Raw genomic sequence first — 16,620 nt, forward strand, 5'->3', positions numbered from 1 at the left:
AGATAGCGGTTTTGCGCTCAAAAAAGCAAACAAACAAGGAAAAAAGTTAAGAGTTAAGAATTAAGAGTTAAGAGTTGGCTCTGCCTCAATGAGATGCGTCAGCCAACTCTTAACTCTTAATTCTTAACTCCCTCCGTTTCGGCGGTGGGGAGAATTTTTTTGACTAATCCCTGAAGAACCTTGCCGGGGCCACATTCCACAAAAACCGTCGCGCCGTCGGCACCCATCGCTTCCACTGACTGCGTCCAGCGAACCGGCGCGGTAAGTTGGGCGATCAGGTTCGTTTTGATCGTATTGACGTCCGTGGCCGGTTTGGCGTTGACGTTCTGGTAAATCGGGCAACGCGGCTGACTGAACGGCGTTGTTTCAATGGCTTTGGCCAGTTCTTCCCGTGCCGGTTCCATCAGGGGCGAGTGAAACGCACCGCCGACCTGCAACGGCAACACCCGTTTGGCACCGGCTTCTTTCAGCTTTTCACCCGCCAGCCGAACGCCTTCGAGCGAACCCGAAATGACCACCTGACCCGGGCAGTTATAGTTGGCCGGAATGACGACTTCCTGGTAATTCGTGCTGGCGGCAATTGCCAGGCAAACCCGTTCGATGGTTTCGTCGGGCAACCCCAGCACGGCCGCCATCGTCGAGGGAGTCAGTTCGCAGGCCCGTTGCATGGCGCTGGCCCGTTGGGCCACCAGCCGCAGCCCATCCTCGAACGATAATGCACCGGCGGCTACCAGGGCCGAAAATTCACCCAGCGAGTGACCGGCCACCATCGAAACGTCGAACCGATCGGGGGCAAAATCCCCGACGGTTTGCGCCAGCACGACCGAATGCAGGAAAATGGCAGGTTGCGTCACGTTCGTCTGTTTCAACTCCTCGTCGGTGCCTTCAAACATCACTTTCGTGATCTCGAAGCCGAGAATGTGGTTGGCCTGCTCGAACAGGTATTTGGCCTTGTCGGATTGCTGGTACAAATCCAACCCCATGCCGCTAAACTGGGCACCCTGTCCCGGGAAGATATATGCTTTGCTCATGATCGGTAAAATTGCTGTCTTGAACCCGGATTACGCGGATTAAAGGATGAACTAGGATTGCTACCGCAATCTTTATCATCTTTTATATCCTGTTCATCCTTTAATCCGCGTAATCCGGGTTCAGACTGTTCTGACAAAATAACGGGCTTCCGGGAAGGAATCCAAAAATCGGTTTTTGATTGAGGGGCAATTGTGGAAAATCCGGGTATGCGAGTGAGCCGCTGTCCTGAATGAGCAGGTGGTGAGAAGTGCTTAAAAAAATCCTATTATAACCAGCTTCGGACCGAACAAAAATTGGTCACAACGAGTTACCCGAGCGGTTTGATTACACACCTTTTATTGATTCCAAATAAGTGTAAAAAAACGGGGTTTTTTTGGTTCGAATTGCTTTGTACTGTAGTTTTGACGTTTGCAAATCGGTTAATTTTCAAGCCGGTTTCATTAAACAAAAATTTCTGATTACACGATATGTCTTGGGTAACCACAACACTTTCCAGCACCCTCGGTCGCAAGGTTGTCATGTCGCTGACGGGGCTGTTTTTGTGCACGTTCCTGGTGGTCCATTTAATCGGGAACCTCCAATTGTTCAAGGGCGATGAAGGCCAGGCGTTCAATGAGTACAGCTACTTCATGACGCACAATCCGCTGATCAAAACGATCTCTTACCTGCTTTACACCTCCATCATCGTTCACGCCATTATGGCGCTGGTGCTGACGCGGCATAACCAGGCATCGCGGCCCGTCAAATATGCCTATGCTCGTCCGGAGGCCAACAGCCACTGGACCTCGCGAAACATGGGTATTTTGGGCACTATCCTGCTCATTTTTATTGTTATTCACATGCGGACCTTCTGGTACACCATGCACTTTGGACCCGTAGCATTGAGTGGCGAAACCATTACGGCCGGGACGATTCCGGAAGTAACCTACGACGGCGAACCCATCAAGGATTTGTACTCGGTGGTCGAGTTTGCCTTCTCCCACGCTTGGTATGTCATTCTGTATGTGTTGTCGATGGCAGCGTTGTCGTTTCACCTCGTACACGGTTTTCAGAGCGGTTTTCAGACATTGGGTCTGCGCCACAAGAAATATTCTCCGCTGATCGAATGGGTTGGGACCTACGTCTTCGGCATTGTCATCCCCGCGTTGTTTGCTGCCATGCCGGTTTATATGTACCTGAAAGTACACCACATCCTTTTTTAATCAGAACAGGGTTTTATTGAACAAGAATTGAACCGTATCTGTCTATGATCGACGTAGTAGAAGAACAGGAAACCGGAATCAAACTCGATTCGAAAATTCCGGAAGGCCCGCTGGCCGAAAAGTGGGCAAAACATAAATTTAGTCTGAAGTTGGTCAACCCGGCCAACAAACGGAAATATGAGGTCATCGTGGTTGGAACCGGTCTGGCAGGGGCCTCGGCGGCTGCCTCCCTGGCCGAACTGGGGTACAACGTCAAGGCGTTCTGCTTCCAGGACAGCCCGCGCCGGGCGCACAGTATTGCGGCCCAGGGCGGGATTAATGCCGCTAAAAACTACCAGAACGATGGCGACAGCGTGTTCCGGCTGTTTTACGACACCATCAAAGGGGGCGACTACCGTGCCCGCGAAGGCAACGTCTACCGGCTGGCCGAAGTGAGTGTCAACATCATCGACCAGTGCGTGGCACAAGGAGTACCCTTTGCCCGCGAATACGGCGGGGCGCTGGCCAACCGCTCGTTCGGGGGTGCGCAGGTGTCGCGGACGTTCTACGCCCGGGGCCAAACCGGACAACAATTGCTGCTCGGTGCTTACAGCGCCCTGAGCCGTCAGGTGGCCAACGGGAAAGTGAAGCTTTACCCGCGCACTGAAATGCTTGACCTGGTGGTTGAAGGCGGCAAAGCGCGCGGCATCATCACCCGCAACCTGGTTACGGGTAAAATTGAATCCCATTCGGCCCATGCGGTGTTGCTTTGCACGGGTGGGTATGGCAACGTGTTCTACCTGTCGACCAATGCAATGGGGTCGAATGCCACGGCGGCCTGGCGGGCGCACAAAAAAGGCGCCTTGTTTGGCAACCCTTGCTTCACCCAGATTCACCCGACCTGCATTCCCGTCAAAGGAAACTACCAGTCGAAACTGACGCTGATGTCGGAGTCGCTGCGGAACGACGGCCGGGTCTGGGTACCGAAAACGAAAGAACTGGCCGAGCGCGTCCGGAAGGGCGAAATCAAAGCCAAGGATATCAAAGACGAAGACCGCGACTACTTCCTGGAGCGCCGGTATCCGTCGTTCGGGAACCTGGTTCCCCGCGACGTGGCTTCGCGCAACGCTAAGATGGTGTGCGACGAAGGCCGGGGGGTAGCGCCGACCGGGCTGGCGGTTTACCTGGATTTTGCCGACGCGATCAAACGCGACGGGAAGAAGGTGATCGAGGCCAAATACGGCAACCTCTTCGAGATGTACGAGAAAATCGTGGACGACGATCCGTACGAAACGCCGATGAAAATTTACCCGGCCGTTCACTACACGATGGGCGGTTTGTGGGTGGATTATAACCTGATGACCAACATTCCGGGGCTGTACGCACTCGGTGAGGCCAACTTCTCCGATCACGGTGCCAACCGGCTGGGGGCTTCGGCGCTCATGCAGGGGCTGGCCGACGGCTACTTCGTGATTCCGTACACGCTGGGCGATTATCTGGCAACGATTGGTTCGGCCGACAAAATTCCGACCGACCACCCGGCGTTCAAACAGGCCGAGAGCGAAGTGAAGGACTCGATCAACCGGATGCTGTCGATTAAAGGCGAAAAAACCGCCGAGGAACTCCACCGGCAACTGGGCCACATCATGTGGGAATATTGCGGCATGGCCCGGAACGAGCAGGGGCTGCTGAAAGCCCGGAAACTGATTGAGGATTTGCGCCAGGAATTCTGGACCAACTTGCGGGTGACTGGTACGGATCAGGAACTGAACCCGGCGCTCGAACAGGCGTCGCGCGTGGCCGACTTCATCGAACTCGGCGCGCTGATGGTGGAAGACGCTCTGAACCGGAACGAATCCTGCGGAGGTCACTTCCGGGAAGAATACTCGACGGAGGATGGCGAAGCCCGGCGCGACGATACCAATTACACCTACGTGGCCGCCTGGGAATACCGGGGACCAAATCAGCCCGAAAAGCTGCACAAGGAGCAACTGGTGTTTGAGAACGTCAAACTGACCCAGCGGAGTTATAAATAAGGTTTAAGGTTTACCGTTCAAGGTGCTTCTTAAACTTTGAACGCTCAGACGTCTGACAAAATGAACGTTAAAGTAAAAGTCTGGAGACAAAAAAATAGTGATACACCAGGTAAAATGGTGGAGTATCAGGTATCCGATGTTTCGCCGGATATGTCGTTTCTGGAAATGTTCGACGTGTTGAACGACGAACTGATTCATAAAGGTGAGGAACCGGTAGCCTTCGACCACGACTGTCGGGAGGGTATCTGCGGGATGTGCTCGATGTACATCAACGGTCGGCCGCACGGTCCGGAAACCGGAACGACTACCTGCCAGTTGCACATGCGGAAATTCAACGATGGCGATACTATTGTGGTGGAACCCTGGCGGGCGCGTGCTTTTCCGGTCATCAAAGACCTGGTCGTCGACCGGGGCGCTTTTGACCGGATCGTTCAGGCCGGGGGGTACGTTTCCGTTAATACCGGTTCGGCGCCGGACGCCAACGAGATTCTGGTGCCACGCGAAGTGGCCGACGAAGCGATGGATGCCGCTCAGTGCATTGGTTGTGGGGCTTGTGTAGCGGCCTGCAAAAATGCTTCAGCCATGCTGTTTGTGGCGGCTAAGGTTTCGCACCTGGCGGTCTTGCCACAAGGCAAAGCTGAGCAGAAGCTGCGCGCCGAGCGTATGGTAGCGCAGATGGATGCCGAAGGGTTCGGAGCCTGTTCGTTCACGGGAGCGTGTTCGGTCGAATGTCCGAAGTCGATTTCCCTCGACCATATTGCCCGGTTGAACCGTGAATACCTCGGTGCGAAGCTGACTTCGACAAACGCATAACAACCGATTAATTACTGATTTTATAAAAGAGCCCGGCCAGCAGGTCGGGCTCTTTTGTCTCTGGACCAGCGAAAAATCTCCTTCCCATGTGACTTTCCGGATACTTCTGCGTCATGATAACGTGATCGTACCACGACCGCATCATTCTATCGCTGTTTGATCCATCGCTTACACATGGGAATCCTCGTTTCAATTTTTGTCGGGGCCGTCGCGGGCTGGCTGGCCGACCTGGTTTTTAAACGGTTTTCATTTTCCATCTGGATACAAATTCTGCTCGGTATTGCTGGTGGATTTGTCGGCAACTGGCTGTTGGGAAACGATTTGCAGCAAATTTTCGGGCTTTCTGAGCTGCCTGCCCGCATTCTGACGTCTTTTCTGGGCGCGCTGGTGATCCTGGGTATTGTAGCGCTGGTCAAAAGTCGCCAACAGACCTGATCGAACAATTTAAAGAATTGGCAGAAGATTTTTGTAACGTCTATGTGACTTTTGCCAATGCCTTGCGTCTGATTAGTGACTGAAAGCAACTAATCTCTCCCTACCAATGGAAAAATTAAAACGCAATCGAGTACAAACTTCGCAACGAATAGTCGATGCGCTGGAAGAAGTTATTGCGGAAAAAGGCATTGATGGCATCGGCATCAACCGGATTTCCGAAAAAGCGGGCGTTAGTAAGGTGCTCATCTACCGCTACTTTGGTGGACTGGATGGCTTGTTGACGCACTACATCAGAATGGGACGATTGTTTCCGTTATTAAGCCCATCTACACTTGAGCAATTGCGGCCCGTTCACGAAAATGATTTATCCAAACTTTGGTATAAACAACTTGTCCATACGTACCGGTTTTTCCGGCAATTTCCGGCGGCCTATCAGGTTCTGAAAGCAACTGTGACCGAAGATAGCCCAATGGCCGGCGAAGCCAGTAAAGCTTATGACGCCGAACTAACCCGGATCGTAGACCAGCTTTCCTACATAAAAGGTGCTGATTTTCAGGCCATCTCAGCCATTATGACGGGAGCAATGTCGTACCTGACGCTGCTGTCAAGAAATGGCCGGACCGCTGTCGGGATTAACTTAACGACGGAAGAAGGCTGGCAGCGGATCGAAGAAGCGGTACGGGTTATCTACACGGCTTTGAATAAAATGGCGGTTCAATCGCCGGACGTAACCATAGAAATTCATCCGTCCGGCATTCCAGCCACATACTGGTAAAACCGTGCTTACGGACCACCGGACGCGGTTCGCCATTGTCGCCCCGTTTAGTCCGTATAAGTTAGGTCTGATTAAAACTACTGACTAAGTTACCAGGAGGAGCGGTAAAAATACCGCATAAATAAGGTCGTTGCCGCGATACAGCTCATAAAAGCTAGTGCCCAAATCGGAAGCTGGTACATAATCAGGAAGAAATAGACGATGGTGGGCCAAAACAGCCGGGCCATAAAACGATCCCGGTCCTGATGGCGAAACAGTAGTAACGTGTATTGCAGCAGCAGTAAGCTAAGTGCGAAAGCTCCAACGCCCAACGCTTCCCAGGTTGATACATCATTCGGATGCCGGAAAAGAAGCAAAATAACTTCCGGACTCAGCAACAGACCACTGATGCCAATATAAGTTACCCATCGTTTGGACAATGCTACGGGTAGATTCCGCAACAAAAACAGTTGTGTGGCTTCGAAGTGGTACAATTCATACACAAGCCCGGCGTGAAAAACCCCCGACAGCAGGGCTCCCAGCGAAAGCAACCGAATGTCGTAGTCGTCGGTAGGATAAATAGCCAGCAGGCCAATCGTAACCAGACAGGAGCCGGTTTTGGTCAGAAACAAGGTGGCGGCTTGTTCGCGGAAAAGGTAGCGGATGTAGAAAAAAACATAGGGTGTGGTTAATCGCTGCCGTATCCAGGCACCCAGACCACTAGTAAACGGCTCGGGATTTGGCCGATGCAAGGCTCGTTCGGCAAACGGCAGTGGGATGACTGTCAGCAGTAAAACCACCAAAGCGACTACGGTGTTGGCGGTTGTTGTACCACGCTGGCTACCGACCCAGCCTACAAAACCGGCATAGGCAATCACCGGCAGCAACAATTGCAGGTAAAGCAGATATAGGAGAAAAAGCCGTTGGGTGGTTGGAAGAAGCCGGAAGAGCTGCAATAGATCGGTGGTCTGCAACACTTGTATACTGAAGCGAAGCACGTAAACCGTATAAAGAAGCCAGAGCGCAAAGTAACCACTCAGAAAAAACCAGTCGTGCAGCGCGTACGTGGCGAGAGCAATGTGCTCGTTCGAACTCAGAAAGCCAAAACCGACCATCAATCCAACCATAAATAAGCCCGTATTTTGCAGGTAAAACTGTCGAACAATTACCTTCTCCGGTAGGGTCCACAGGCCATCCATCATACCGGTTGTGTCAGCGGGGCCAGGGTTTGGTTTTGAATAATACAGGTCGAATCCACCGGAAGCTCCGTCGGATCAATATCCTGGTGGGTTGACAGCAGAAAACTCACTCCCTGATGGCGGTTTTTACGGATGTGTTCGATGACTACGTTGGTTGTAACCTGATCGAGCGTAATCAGTGGTTCGTCGAGCAAAATCAGGGTTGGCTCGCCCAGAAACGCCAGGACCAGCGAGGTTTTCTTGAGCATCCCGCTCGAATACGTGCCGACCGGCGTTTTAACGAACTCCCGAATCCCAAATAGATCGATTAATTCGTCGACCTGTTGCTTAGGAGCACGTTTGGTGGCGGCCACCCAGCGAATCAATTCCCAGGCTGTCAGAAAAGCGGGATAAACGGGTTCGGCTTCGCCGTAATTGACCCGCAGCCGGTAATCGAGAGGGTGCTTCCGAATGTCGTAGTGGTCGGCCAGCACCAGACTTCCTTCAAAGGGCACCAAACCGGCCACTGATCGGAAAAACGTAGTTTTGCCGGACCCATTACGGCCTTTAATCCAATGGATTCCTTGCGAAAAAACCGCTTGCGGGATGGTCAGGACGGGCCGGTCATCGTACGTTTTCCGAAAATCCTGGATTGTCAGCATCATTTGGAGGCAATCACTGCGGCTTTCTGTCCGGCGAGTTTTTCCACCACATATTCACCTACTTTTCGCCCCTGCGTGTTTCCCAGTTCGAGTGCATCCCGGAAGTGAATGCCGCCGTATAACCGGCTGTAGGATGCTTCAAGAGCTGCTTCCCGAAATGATTTGAACGAACGGACGCCATGACCGTAAGGATGTTCGGTCGAATCCGTGAAAGCGATGTTGTCGCCGTATAACTTTGTCAGGACTTCGGCGGCAGCGGCCGAAATAACGCTGTGCCCGCTGGTGTACTCCGGGAAAGGCGGGGTTTGCAGGTAGGGCGTCCACTTCGGATCGATGAACTTGTTGATGACGGTTTCGGGTCGGATGCGGTTGCTGCGGTATTTTTCGTCCCAGCAACTGATAAAACCGTCGGCCAGTGCAAAGGACGTTAAGGTATAGGCCTGTACACTTTTTGGGAAATCCGCTTTTTGTTTGCGGGCAATTGTGGCGGCAATCGCGAGCCAGTGACCACCCGGCGTCATTTTCTTGGAAGCGTACGAAACGTGCCCGGCAACATTCATCACAAAGGCATTGTCGTCCCAAAAAAAGGCAATTTTGCGTTGTTCTTCGGTATTGTTGTTCCCGATCTGATAAACTTCCTCGGTCAGCTTGTAAAACGGACTGCCCTTGGTCATGTTATACGGAATGGCCTTGGGAGGCATAAACTGCGAACAGGTATCCATCACCCAGCACCGAATCTGCATCCATTTCGGCTCGGCGGCTTCCATGTAGGCCGGGGGCGTCGGCACCCAGGTTCCTTCGGCGTTCGTCACGGTATGCTTGAAACCGCGCGTCTGCTTGTACGAATCCTTTCCGGCAAACTCCATGATGTGCTTGGCAACCGCTTCGCCGTAGGCCATCGAACGCTCAATGACCTCGTCCGGAATACCCATTTTGCTGTATTGTTCGTAAAAATCCTTCTCAAAAGCATCAAACATGTCAGCCGAAAACGTCAGATTTCGGCTAACGGTTAGGAAAGCCCGGGCGCTGGCCAACGGAAAACAGTACTCCTGACCCGGTTGCGGTTTGGGCGGGGCCGTAAATTTCCGGAGCTTTCCGGCCAGCGACTCGTAGCCGGGATAACCGGGCACCATCGCTTCGTAACCCGCTAAGTTAGCATACCCGTAAATCCGGCTGGCGACTGGCGGAGAAAAAATGTCGTGGATGATCACGTCGGTCAATTGCTTGACACACTGATGGTAACACTCGGGTTCGGCGGCTTTGGCGTTGTATTCTTCGGGCGTTGCTTTGGGCTGGCAACTCGCAAAAAACCAGAGTCCAACCACCCCTACGATCCAAGTTATCGGATTCTTCATGCGTATTTCCGGTCAACTAACGTACAAGAGGACTACAAATTTACCTTAAAATAAGCATATCTGCTGCAAACAGCGTATGATTTCCATCAGGATTTACGGTTTTTGCGCGACGATAACGGCCGGTGATCCGGCTTTCCGAAATACTTGAAATGTCGTGTCGTTACGCGCTATTAACCAGGCCGGTACATTAGCAACCCGAATCGGCTTGATATCGCGTACCTGACCGTCGAGCAGAAACCCACTGGCAAAGGGAGAAAGAGCCGAAAACCGGTTTTCAACAGTCGCTTGTTTGCCGTTATTTTTCAGCACAAGGCCATAATTAGCATCGTAACGGCCCTGGTAGGTGCTGGCTCCGTAGAAATTTCCGCCCGCCAGCACATCCGGAAAACCGTCGTTGTCAACATCATCCGTGCACAAAGCAAACAGTTTGGAAACCTGCGCCAGCATCGGTAAGGCGAGAACTACAAACCGCCCATTCCCCTGATTTTCCAGGTATACCGAAGCAAACTGGTCAATCGTGCGTTCGTCGGCACCCTCAAGCTCTTCCTCTTCGAATAATTCGTCTATCGGTTTTCCGGCAAAGGATTGATAATCCGTAAACCGCTTGTTAATAATGCCCGGCATCTGTTTCCCCAATTCATCTTTAAAATTGACCGGATACCACTTCTTTCCGTCGCGCTGGTAGGCCAGGATTTGGTCCACGCTGCCGTTTTTATCGAAATCCTTCACCCACATTTTCATGCGTGGATTGGCTTGCTTAATGAATTTCGTGTTTAGCCCCAGATTGCCCGCCACCAGATCGAGGTCGCCGTCGCGGTCGAAGTCGGCGGCTGTCAGGCATTGCCAGAAACCGCTCAGGGGCGCGTTGTCGTCCGTTATGTTTTCAACCGCCTGGAGTCTGCCGTTTTGTTTGGCGAAAACCCGGATCGGCATCCAGTCGCCCGCCAGCACCAGATCGAGGTCTTTGTCCTGATCGTAATCGAGCCAGAGCGCATCGGTAATCATACCTGCTTTCCGAAGTTCGGGGGCCAGCCGGTCGGTCTGGTCCGAAAACCGGCCTTTGCCGTCGTTGATCAGCAGGTACGAATTCGGAAGGGTGCCGTAAGCGAAAGCCACCACCCGCCCACCGACAAACAAATCGAGGTCACCATCGCCGTCGAAATCCACCGGCCGGACGCAACTTTTGTTGTCGTACATCGGCGGCAAACCGGTCGAGCGGGTGAAGTTGCCTTTGCCATCGTTCAGATACAGCCGATCGAACTGTTCGGGCATTTTTTCAAAAAACTCATTCCCCCCCGATACCACATACAAATCCAGATCCCTGTCGCCATCGGCATCGAAGAAAACCGCATCCACATCCTCGTAGGTCGAATCGACCCGGAAAACCGGTTGCGGTTTGGGCAAAAACCGCCCATTGGGCTGCTGAATCTGTAAACTGCCAGCTTGCCATTTCGCTCCGCCGACGTAAAAATCCTCCAGGCCATCGCCATTGACATCGCCGACCGCCAGCTTCGGCCCTTCCATCGAAACCTCGAACGGCATCAGCGACTCCCGCACAAAATCAAAATACGTATTCTCCTGATGCTGGTAGGCGATCGGTGTCTGATTCGTTATGTCTTCGAACAATGGCTGAGGGTCCGGGGCCGTAAACCGGAAATCGCCCAAATCCTGTTGAGCTGCCGATTGCTTCAGCGTCAGCATCTGGTCGGTTTTGACACCGGTTTGAATCTCCATTCGTTGGTTCGGCCAGATCACGATCAGCGAATCGACGGTCGCGGTTTCGCCCAGCCCGAAGGTCAACACCGGTTCCACGGCCGACTGAAAACCGCGCGTCGGCATCAGTTGCTGGAGTTGCAGGCCGGTTTTGGTTTTCAACACCACCTTCGCGCCAACTCCGAACGGATTGCCGCCCTCGCCCTGGAGCTTGATTTTCAGGTAATGATGGTTTGGGTACAAGGTGTTGGCCTGATTCTGGTAAATCCCGGCCGGGTCGTTGATATCGTTGGTCACCAGTTCGAGGTCGCCGTCGTTGTCAAGGTCGGCATACACCGCCCCGCTCGAAAAGGTTGGTTTTTCGAAACCCCAGGCCAGCGATTGATCCGCAAACTTTAAATCCGACGACCCTTTGAAGAGGTAATTATGCACTTTCCCTTCGGGCATCATCGACATAGCTTTTTCGTCCAGTGCCTTGGACGTTTCGATGGCGTACCGCAGCGAATCGTCGGACGCGTATTTGACGTAATCAAGGTCGTTGGGACGCCGGACGATGCCGTTAGAAATAAACAAATCCTTGATGCCGTCGTTGTCGTAATCGGCCAGCAGTGGTGCCCAGCTCCAGTCGGTGGCGGCCACGCCCGCCATCGCGCCGACCTCCATAAATTTTTTACCCGATAAGCTGATTTGTAGACAGTTGCGGCTGTACTGATTCATGTAGCCGAAACTGAGTTTGTAGAGATAAATGTCCAGCGGATCTTCACCCAGCGACATTTTCTCCACGGTTTCGTCTTCCGGATACATGTCGAGCGTGATTACGTCCGGGTAGCCATCGTTGTTCACATCGGCTACGTCGTTGCCCATCGAAAACCGGCTGACGTGCGCAAAGGCTTTCCGGACGCTTTCCGTAAAACCGCCCTTGCCGTTGTTGAAGTAATAATAATCGTCCTCGTGGAAGTCGTTCGATACGTAAATATCTTCCCAACCGTCGCCGTTCAGGTCGGCCACTGAAAGGCCCAGCCCGTAGCCCATAGCCGCCCCGAAAATCCCGGCCTGCTCGCTGACATTGGTGAATTTGGCATGGGGCATGGGGCTTGGGGCAGAGGGCAGAGGGGTCGGGGCATGGGGTAGAGGATTCGGGGTAGCGGAATTCTTAGTTACCCTCTGCCCTCTGCCCTCTGCCCTCTGCCCCATGCTCTCCGCCAGATTATTCCGAAACAAGTAATCCCCCGACTCATTCTGACGCAGGTTGCGGGCCGAAACGCGGTCGTAACTGCGGGACGTATGGACGGCGTGGTTGAGCAGGTAACAGTCGAGATCGCCGTCGTGGTCGTAATCGAAGAAAGCCGCCTGGGTCGAAAAACCGGTAAAGTCCAGGCCGTAGTCGGCGGCTTTTTCGGTAAACGTGCCGTCCTGGTTGTTGATGTAGAGTTCGTTGGAGCCTTCGAGCCCTTTGAAGTTGCCCACGGCACAAACGTAAATATCCAGCCAGCCGTCGGCGTTGACATCCGCCATCGTGACCCCGGTTTGCCAGTCCGAAAAACCTTCGACCCCGGCTTTTTCGGTAATGTCTTCAAACTTCATCCCGCCTTTGTTCAGGTACAGCTTGTTTTTGCCCTGATTCGAGACAAAATACAGGTCCGTCAACCCGTCGTTGTTGATGTCACCGGCCGCAACGCCCGCGCCGTTGTAAAAGTACAGGTAGTCGATGATGTTGAACTTCTCGGTACTCTGCACCCGGTTGACAAACCCGATGCCGGTCTGCGTCGAGTCGAGTGACTGAAAAAGGGCGTCTTCGGACGACCGGCCGGACGATTTACAGCCAGCAACCCACGTTAGTATCGTTATAAAAAAAAGACTGATTCGTTTCATGGTAAATTTCTGAACCGTCTTGAACCCGGATTACGCAGATTAAAGGATTAAGAGGATATCAAAGATGGATTGCGGTAGCCATCCTAGTTAATCTTTGAATCCGCGTAATCCGGGTTCAAGACGGTTAATCTTTTAATCTGCGTAATCCGAGTTCAGGACGATTTAATTCAAAAACCTGTGCCTGATCTTTATTCTTCGCCAGGACAAATTGCCCCTGTTTGAGCCGTTTCAAATGCCGAACTTGCCCGTGGACGATAAAGCCGGATGCCATCGGGTCTAGCGGTTGCCAGACGCCCCCGCCTTTGTTCAGCAAAACCAGTCCGTAACTGGCGTCGTAGCGGCCAATTTCGGGCAGCACATCGTAAAAATTACCGGTCAGGACCAAATCCGGTTTCTGGTCGTTGTTGACATCAGCCATTGAAATGCCACAGACCGGCGACAACTGCGCTTCTTTGGGCAAAGGCTGGTACGTCAGTTGTCCTTTGCCATCGTTCAGAAACACCGTCGATTCGCCCGTGTAGGCCCGTTGCACGACCGCGCCCTGCAACTGTTTTTCGTCCAGGATTTCGGTCAGTTTCTTGCCCGCATAGTCCGTAAACTTGATGTATTTCTTCTTAATGCTGGGCATTTCTTTTTGCAAATCCTGCTTCAACACCATCGGGTATAAGGTGCCGGTTTCGTCGGCGCAGTTGATGATCTGCTCCACGTTGCCGTTCTGGTCGAAATCGGCGGTATAGAGTTCCGCCGGGATTTGTGCCGTCGCCTTGATGCGGGAGTTGAGCCCGAGGTTTCCGGCCACCAGATCCAGATCGCCATCGCCGTCCAGATCCCCGGCTTCCAGGCAATTCCACCAGCCAGCCGCCGGAGTTGTCGAATTCGGAAGCTTGACAGATTGCGGGTTAACCAATTTTCCGCGTTGGTTTTGAAAAACCGTCACCGGCATCCAGTCGCCCACGACGATCAGTTCGGGGTAACCATCGCCGTTTAGGTCGGCCCAACTCGCGTCGGTTACCATGCCCAGTTGGTCAACGTCGGGCAAATACCGCTTCGTGTAATTCTTGAAATTGCCGGTGCCGTCGTTGGTCAGCAGGTAACTGGCCGGATTAAAACCGTACTGCCCCGGCACCAGCCGCGTCCCGACGAACAGATCCAGATCACCGTCGCGGTCGAAGTCGGCCGCCGTGACGCAGGAGCCGCTGGCTTTCAGGTTGGGCAAACGATCATCGCGGACAAAACCGCCTTTGCCGTCGTTCAGGTACAGCCGGTCGAGCAATTCGTCGGCATCCGGTTCAAATTCGTTGCTGCCCGACACCACGTACAAATCGAGGTCCTGATCGCCGTCGGCATCGAAGAAAACCGCATCGACGGCTTCGTAGGTCTGATCCTGTTGAAAAACCGCCGGAGTTTTGTCCGCAAACCGACCACCGGGTTGCTGCATGAACAGCCGATGCGGTTTTCCGAATGCTCCTCCGAAAAATACATCGTCCAGCCCGTCGCCGTTCACATCTCCGGTTGCCAAAGCCGGGCCGCTGGTCGAAAGCATCTGCTTCAGCAACGGATCGCGGTTGTAATCGACAAACGGACTTTCCTCGTGTCGGTAAGTCAACCCGGAGACTTTCGTGATGTCAAGAAATAACGGTTTGGAAGCGGTTTTTGCCAGCTTCCATAAACCGCTGGCATCGCGTTGGTTCAACGTTAGCAACTGGTCGGCTTTGGGTTGGCGGAGCGTTTGCATCCGGTCGTCGGGCCAGATCACCGTGAGCGAGTCTATCTGCGGGTTAGCACCCAGGCCAAACAGTAAATTCAGGTCAATGGAGGATTGAAAGCCCCGATTGGGCATTTGCTGTAAGACCTGCATTTGATCTTTTTGGTAAAGAAAAACGCGGGTGCCGATGGCATTCCGGTTTTGGCCTTCACCCACCAGTTTGATGCGCAGAAAGTGGGTTTTGTATTTCTCGACGGATTCATTCTGGAACACCGAAACCGGCGAATTGACATTGTTCACGACCAGGTCCAGATCACCGTCGTTGTCGAGATCGCCGTAAGCGGCACCGTTCGAAAAACTAGGCTGGCCCAGGCCCCAAGCGGCTGCCTGATTGGAAAATTGGAGGTTTCCGTCGTTGCGGAACGCGTAATTTGGAATCGGTTCGGAGGGTGCTTTGTCCAGAAACTCCTTGAAGTTGAAGGCCCGCTGCCGGGCAATCTGGGCCATGTTTTCGCGGTCGGCCAGGAAGTGAATAAAATCCTGATCGGTCACTTCTTTGGCGATGCCGTTGGCGACGAAAATATCTTTCCGACCGTCGTTGTCCATGTCAAAAATCAGCGCCCCCCAACTCCAGTCCGTCGCCTGAACGCCCGAAAACCGGGCGATATCGCTGAACAGGGGCGTGACGGTTTTCCCGCTGGCCGTCAACTCATTGCCCTGGTTGAGATGCAGCATGTTCTGCATGTATTGGTAATGGAAATCCCGCGAGAGCTTGATTTCCTGAAGGTCGTAGTTTTCAAACGCGCCGTTTTTCTTCAACCGAACGTCGTTGCCCGGCAGCATGTCGGTCACGAAAATATCCAACCGGCCATCGTTGTTGATGTCGGCCACGTCGGCACCCATCGAAGACAGACTCAGGTGCGGCATGGACTCCTTGACCGCTTCCCGAAACGTACCGTCGTGGTTGTTCAGGTACAGGTAATCCCGCTCGTAAAAGTCGTTGGAGATGTAGATGTCGAGCCAGTTGTCGTCGTTCACGTCACCGATGGTAATGCCCAGCCCAAAACCGATCAGACTCCCGTAAATCCCGGCCTGCTCGCTGACGTCGGTGAAGGGGGCATAGGGCATAGGGCTCGGGGCAGAGGGTTTGTTCGTAACCCCCTTCCCCATGCCCTCTGCCCTCTGCCCCGAGCCCTCCGCCAGATTATTCCGAAACAACTTGTGTCCCCCGAGCGAATCGCGTTCGGCGCGGAGGTTGGCGTAACCGAGTTTGCCGACGGGCAGAAAGCTGTTGTTGAGCAGGTACATGTCCAGGTCGCCGTCGCGGTCGTAGTCGAAAAAAGCCGCGTGGGTCGAATAGCCGTGATCGTCCAGACCGTATTCTTTGGCCCGTTCGGTAAAGGTGACGGAGCCGTCTTTTCCGATGCCGTTGTTGATGAAGAGTTCATTGCCCCGGTCGTCGCCCGACCGGATTCCGGCGTTGCAGACGTAGAGGTCGAGTAGTCCGTCGCCGTTCACGTCGGCAAAGGTGGCTCCGGTACTCCAGGCGCGTTTTCCAGCCACACCTGCCTGCGTGGTTACATCCGTAAACCGCATACCACCCCGGTTCAGATACAGGCGGTTGTCGCCCATATTGGCAATCAGAAACAGATCGGGCAAGCCGTCGTTGTTGACATCGCCGATGGCCACGCCCCCGCCGTTGTAGAAATTTCGGTAATTGAAAATGTTAAAATCCGCGTCGTCGACGACCGTATTGGTGAAGGTGATGCCGGTTTTTTCCGAAGATAAGGATTCAAAAAGCGCGTCGGCTGGGGGTTGGTCTGAAGAACGACAACCCAGCAGAGCCGTGACTAAAAAAAAGAAAATCCAACAACGCATGGACGG

At 53.4% G+C, this 16,620-nt stretch carries 11 protein-coding genes; 5 read left to right on the plus strand and 6 right to left on the minus strand.

Annotation, left to right across the window (positions count from 1 at the left end; all coding sequences use genetic code 11):
* Positions 1–116 precede the first annotated feature (116 nt).
* Positions 117–1,031, minus strand: a complete 915-nt coding sequence (fabD, locus tag ACO2Q8_RS06895; RefSeq protein ID WP_423344045.1) for an ACP S-malonyltransferase — start codon at positions 1,029–1,031, stop codon at positions 117–119.
* Positions 1,032–1,499: 468 nt separating this feature from the next.
* Here fabD and ACO2Q8_RS06900 point away from each other — a divergent pair, with 468 nt between their 5' ends.
* The 5 genes from ACO2Q8_RS06900 (at position 1,500) to ACO2Q8_RS06920 (ending at position 6,272) form a co-directional block, all read left to right on the plus strand.
* Complete coding sequence (locus tag ACO2Q8_RS06900) at positions 1,500–2,234, plus strand: succinate dehydrogenase cytochrome b subunit (RefSeq protein WP_423344046.1); 735 nt, start codon at positions 1,500–1,502, stop codon at positions 2,232–2,234.
* Positions 2,235–2,311: 77 nt separating this feature from the next.
* Positions 2,312–4,249, plus strand: a complete 1,938-nt coding sequence (locus tag ACO2Q8_RS06905; RefSeq protein WP_423344144.1) for a fumarate reductase/succinate dehydrogenase flavoprotein subunit — start codon at positions 2,312–2,314, stop codon at positions 4,247–4,249.
* 60 nt (positions 4,250–4,309) lie between these two features.
* Positions 4,310–5,062 (plus strand): succinate dehydrogenase/fumarate reductase iron-sulfur subunit, encoded by a 753-nt coding sequence (locus ACO2Q8_RS06910; RefSeq protein ID WP_423344047.1) that lies wholly within the window; start codon positions 4,310–4,312, stop codon positions 5,060–5,062.
* Between the two features lie 174 nt (positions 5,063–5,236).
* Entirely contained in the window at positions 5,237–5,497 is a 261-nt protein-coding gene (locus ACO2Q8_RS06915; protein ID WP_423344048.1) for a GlsB/YeaQ/YmgE family stress response membrane protein, read from the plus strand.
* A gap of 106 nt (positions 5,498–5,603) precedes the next feature.
* The gene (locus ACO2Q8_RS06920; protein WP_423344049.1) at positions 5,604–6,272 is read left to right on the plus strand and encodes a TetR/AcrR family transcriptional regulator; all 669 of its coding nucleotides are present in this window, start codon (positions 5,604–5,606) and stop codon (positions 6,270–6,272) included.
* 89 nt (positions 6,273–6,361) lie between these two features.
* On the opposite strand, the gene ACO2Q8_RS06925 is transcribed toward ACO2Q8_RS06920, so the two are convergent.
* The 5 genes from ACO2Q8_RS06925 to ACO2Q8_RS06945 form a co-directional block, all read right to left on the minus strand.
* Positions 6,362–7,453 carry a hypothetical protein gene (locus ACO2Q8_RS06925; protein WP_423344050.1) on the minus strand — a complete coding sequence of 364 codons (1,092 nt, stop codon included), beginning with the start codon at positions 7,451–7,453 and terminating at the stop codon, positions 6,362–6,364.
* Complete coding sequence (locus tag ACO2Q8_RS06930; protein WP_423344051.1) at positions 7,450–8,094, minus strand: ABC transporter ATP-binding protein; 645 nt, start codon at positions 8,092–8,094, stop codon at positions 7,450–7,452. Before ACO2Q8_RS06930 ends, ACO2Q8_RS06925 begins: the two co-directional genes overlap by 4 nt.
* On the minus strand, positions 8,091–9,446 hold the full coding sequence (locus ACO2Q8_RS06935) for a vanadium-dependent haloperoxidase (RefSeq protein ID WP_423344052.1): 1,356 nt from the start codon (positions 9,444–9,446) through the stop codon (positions 8,091–8,093). The genes ACO2Q8_RS06930 and ACO2Q8_RS06935 overlap by 4 nt, the downstream gene beginning before the upstream one ends.
* A gap of 93 nt (positions 9,447–9,539) precedes the next feature.
* Positions 9,540–13,031, minus strand: coding sequence for a VCBS repeat-containing protein (locus ACO2Q8_RS06940; protein WP_423344053.1), 3,492 nt, complete (start codon positions 13,029–13,031; stop codon positions 9,540–9,542).
* A 124-nt stretch (positions 13,032–13,155) separates the two neighbouring features.
* On the minus strand, positions 13,156–16,614 hold the full coding sequence (locus ACO2Q8_RS06945; RefSeq protein WP_423344054.1) for a VCBS repeat-containing protein: 3,459 nt from the start codon (positions 16,612–16,614) through the stop codon (positions 13,156–13,158).
* Between the last annotated feature and the right edge of the window lie 6 nt (positions 16,615–16,620).

Origin of the sequence: Larkinella sp. VNQ87, from assembly GCF_049445795.1 — a bacterium.
GTDB lineage: Bacteria > Bacteroidota > Bacteroidia > Cytophagales > Spirosomataceae > Larkinella.

Excerpts from the sequence above, each read along its gene's own strand:
- fabD (WP_423344045.1), bottom strand. The coding sequence starts at position 1,031 with ATGAGCAAAGCATATATCTTCCCGGGACAGGGTGCCCAGTTTAGCGGC.
- ACO2Q8_RS06900 (WP_423344046.1), top strand. The coding sequence starts at position 1,500 with ATGTCTTGGGTAACCACAACACTTTCCAGCACCCTCGGTCGCAAGGTT.
- ACO2Q8_RS06910 (WP_423344047.1), top strand. The coding sequence starts at position 4,310 with ATGAACGTTAAAGTAAAAGTCTGGAGACAAAAAAATAGTGATACACCA.
- ACO2Q8_RS06915 (WP_423344048.1), top strand. The coding sequence starts at position 5,237 with ATGGGAATCCTCGTTTCAATTTTTGTCGGGGCCGTCGCGGGCTGGCTG.
- ACO2Q8_RS06920 (WP_423344049.1), top strand. The coding sequence starts at position 5,604 with ATGGAAAAATTAAAACGCAATCGAGTACAAACTTCGCAACGAATAGTC.
- ACO2Q8_RS06925 (WP_423344050.1), bottom strand. The coding sequence starts at position 7,453 with ATGATGGATGGCCTGTGGACCCTACCGGAGAAGGTAATTGTTCGACAG.
- ACO2Q8_RS06930 (WP_423344051.1), bottom strand. The coding sequence starts at position 8,094 with ATGATGCTGACAATCCAGGATTTTCGGAAAACGTACGATGACCGGCCC.
- ACO2Q8_RS06935 (WP_423344052.1), bottom strand. The coding sequence starts at position 9,446 with ATGAAGAATCCGATAACTTGGATCGTAGGGGTGGTTGGACTCTGGTTT.
- ACO2Q8_RS06940 (WP_423344053.1), bottom strand. The coding sequence starts at position 13,031 with ATGAAACGAATCAGTCTTTTTTTTATAACGATACTAACGTGGGTTGCT.
- ACO2Q8_RS06945 (WP_423344054.1), bottom strand. The coding sequence starts at position 16,614 with ATGCGTTGTTGGATTTTCTTTTTTTTAGTCACGGCTCTGCTGGGTTGT.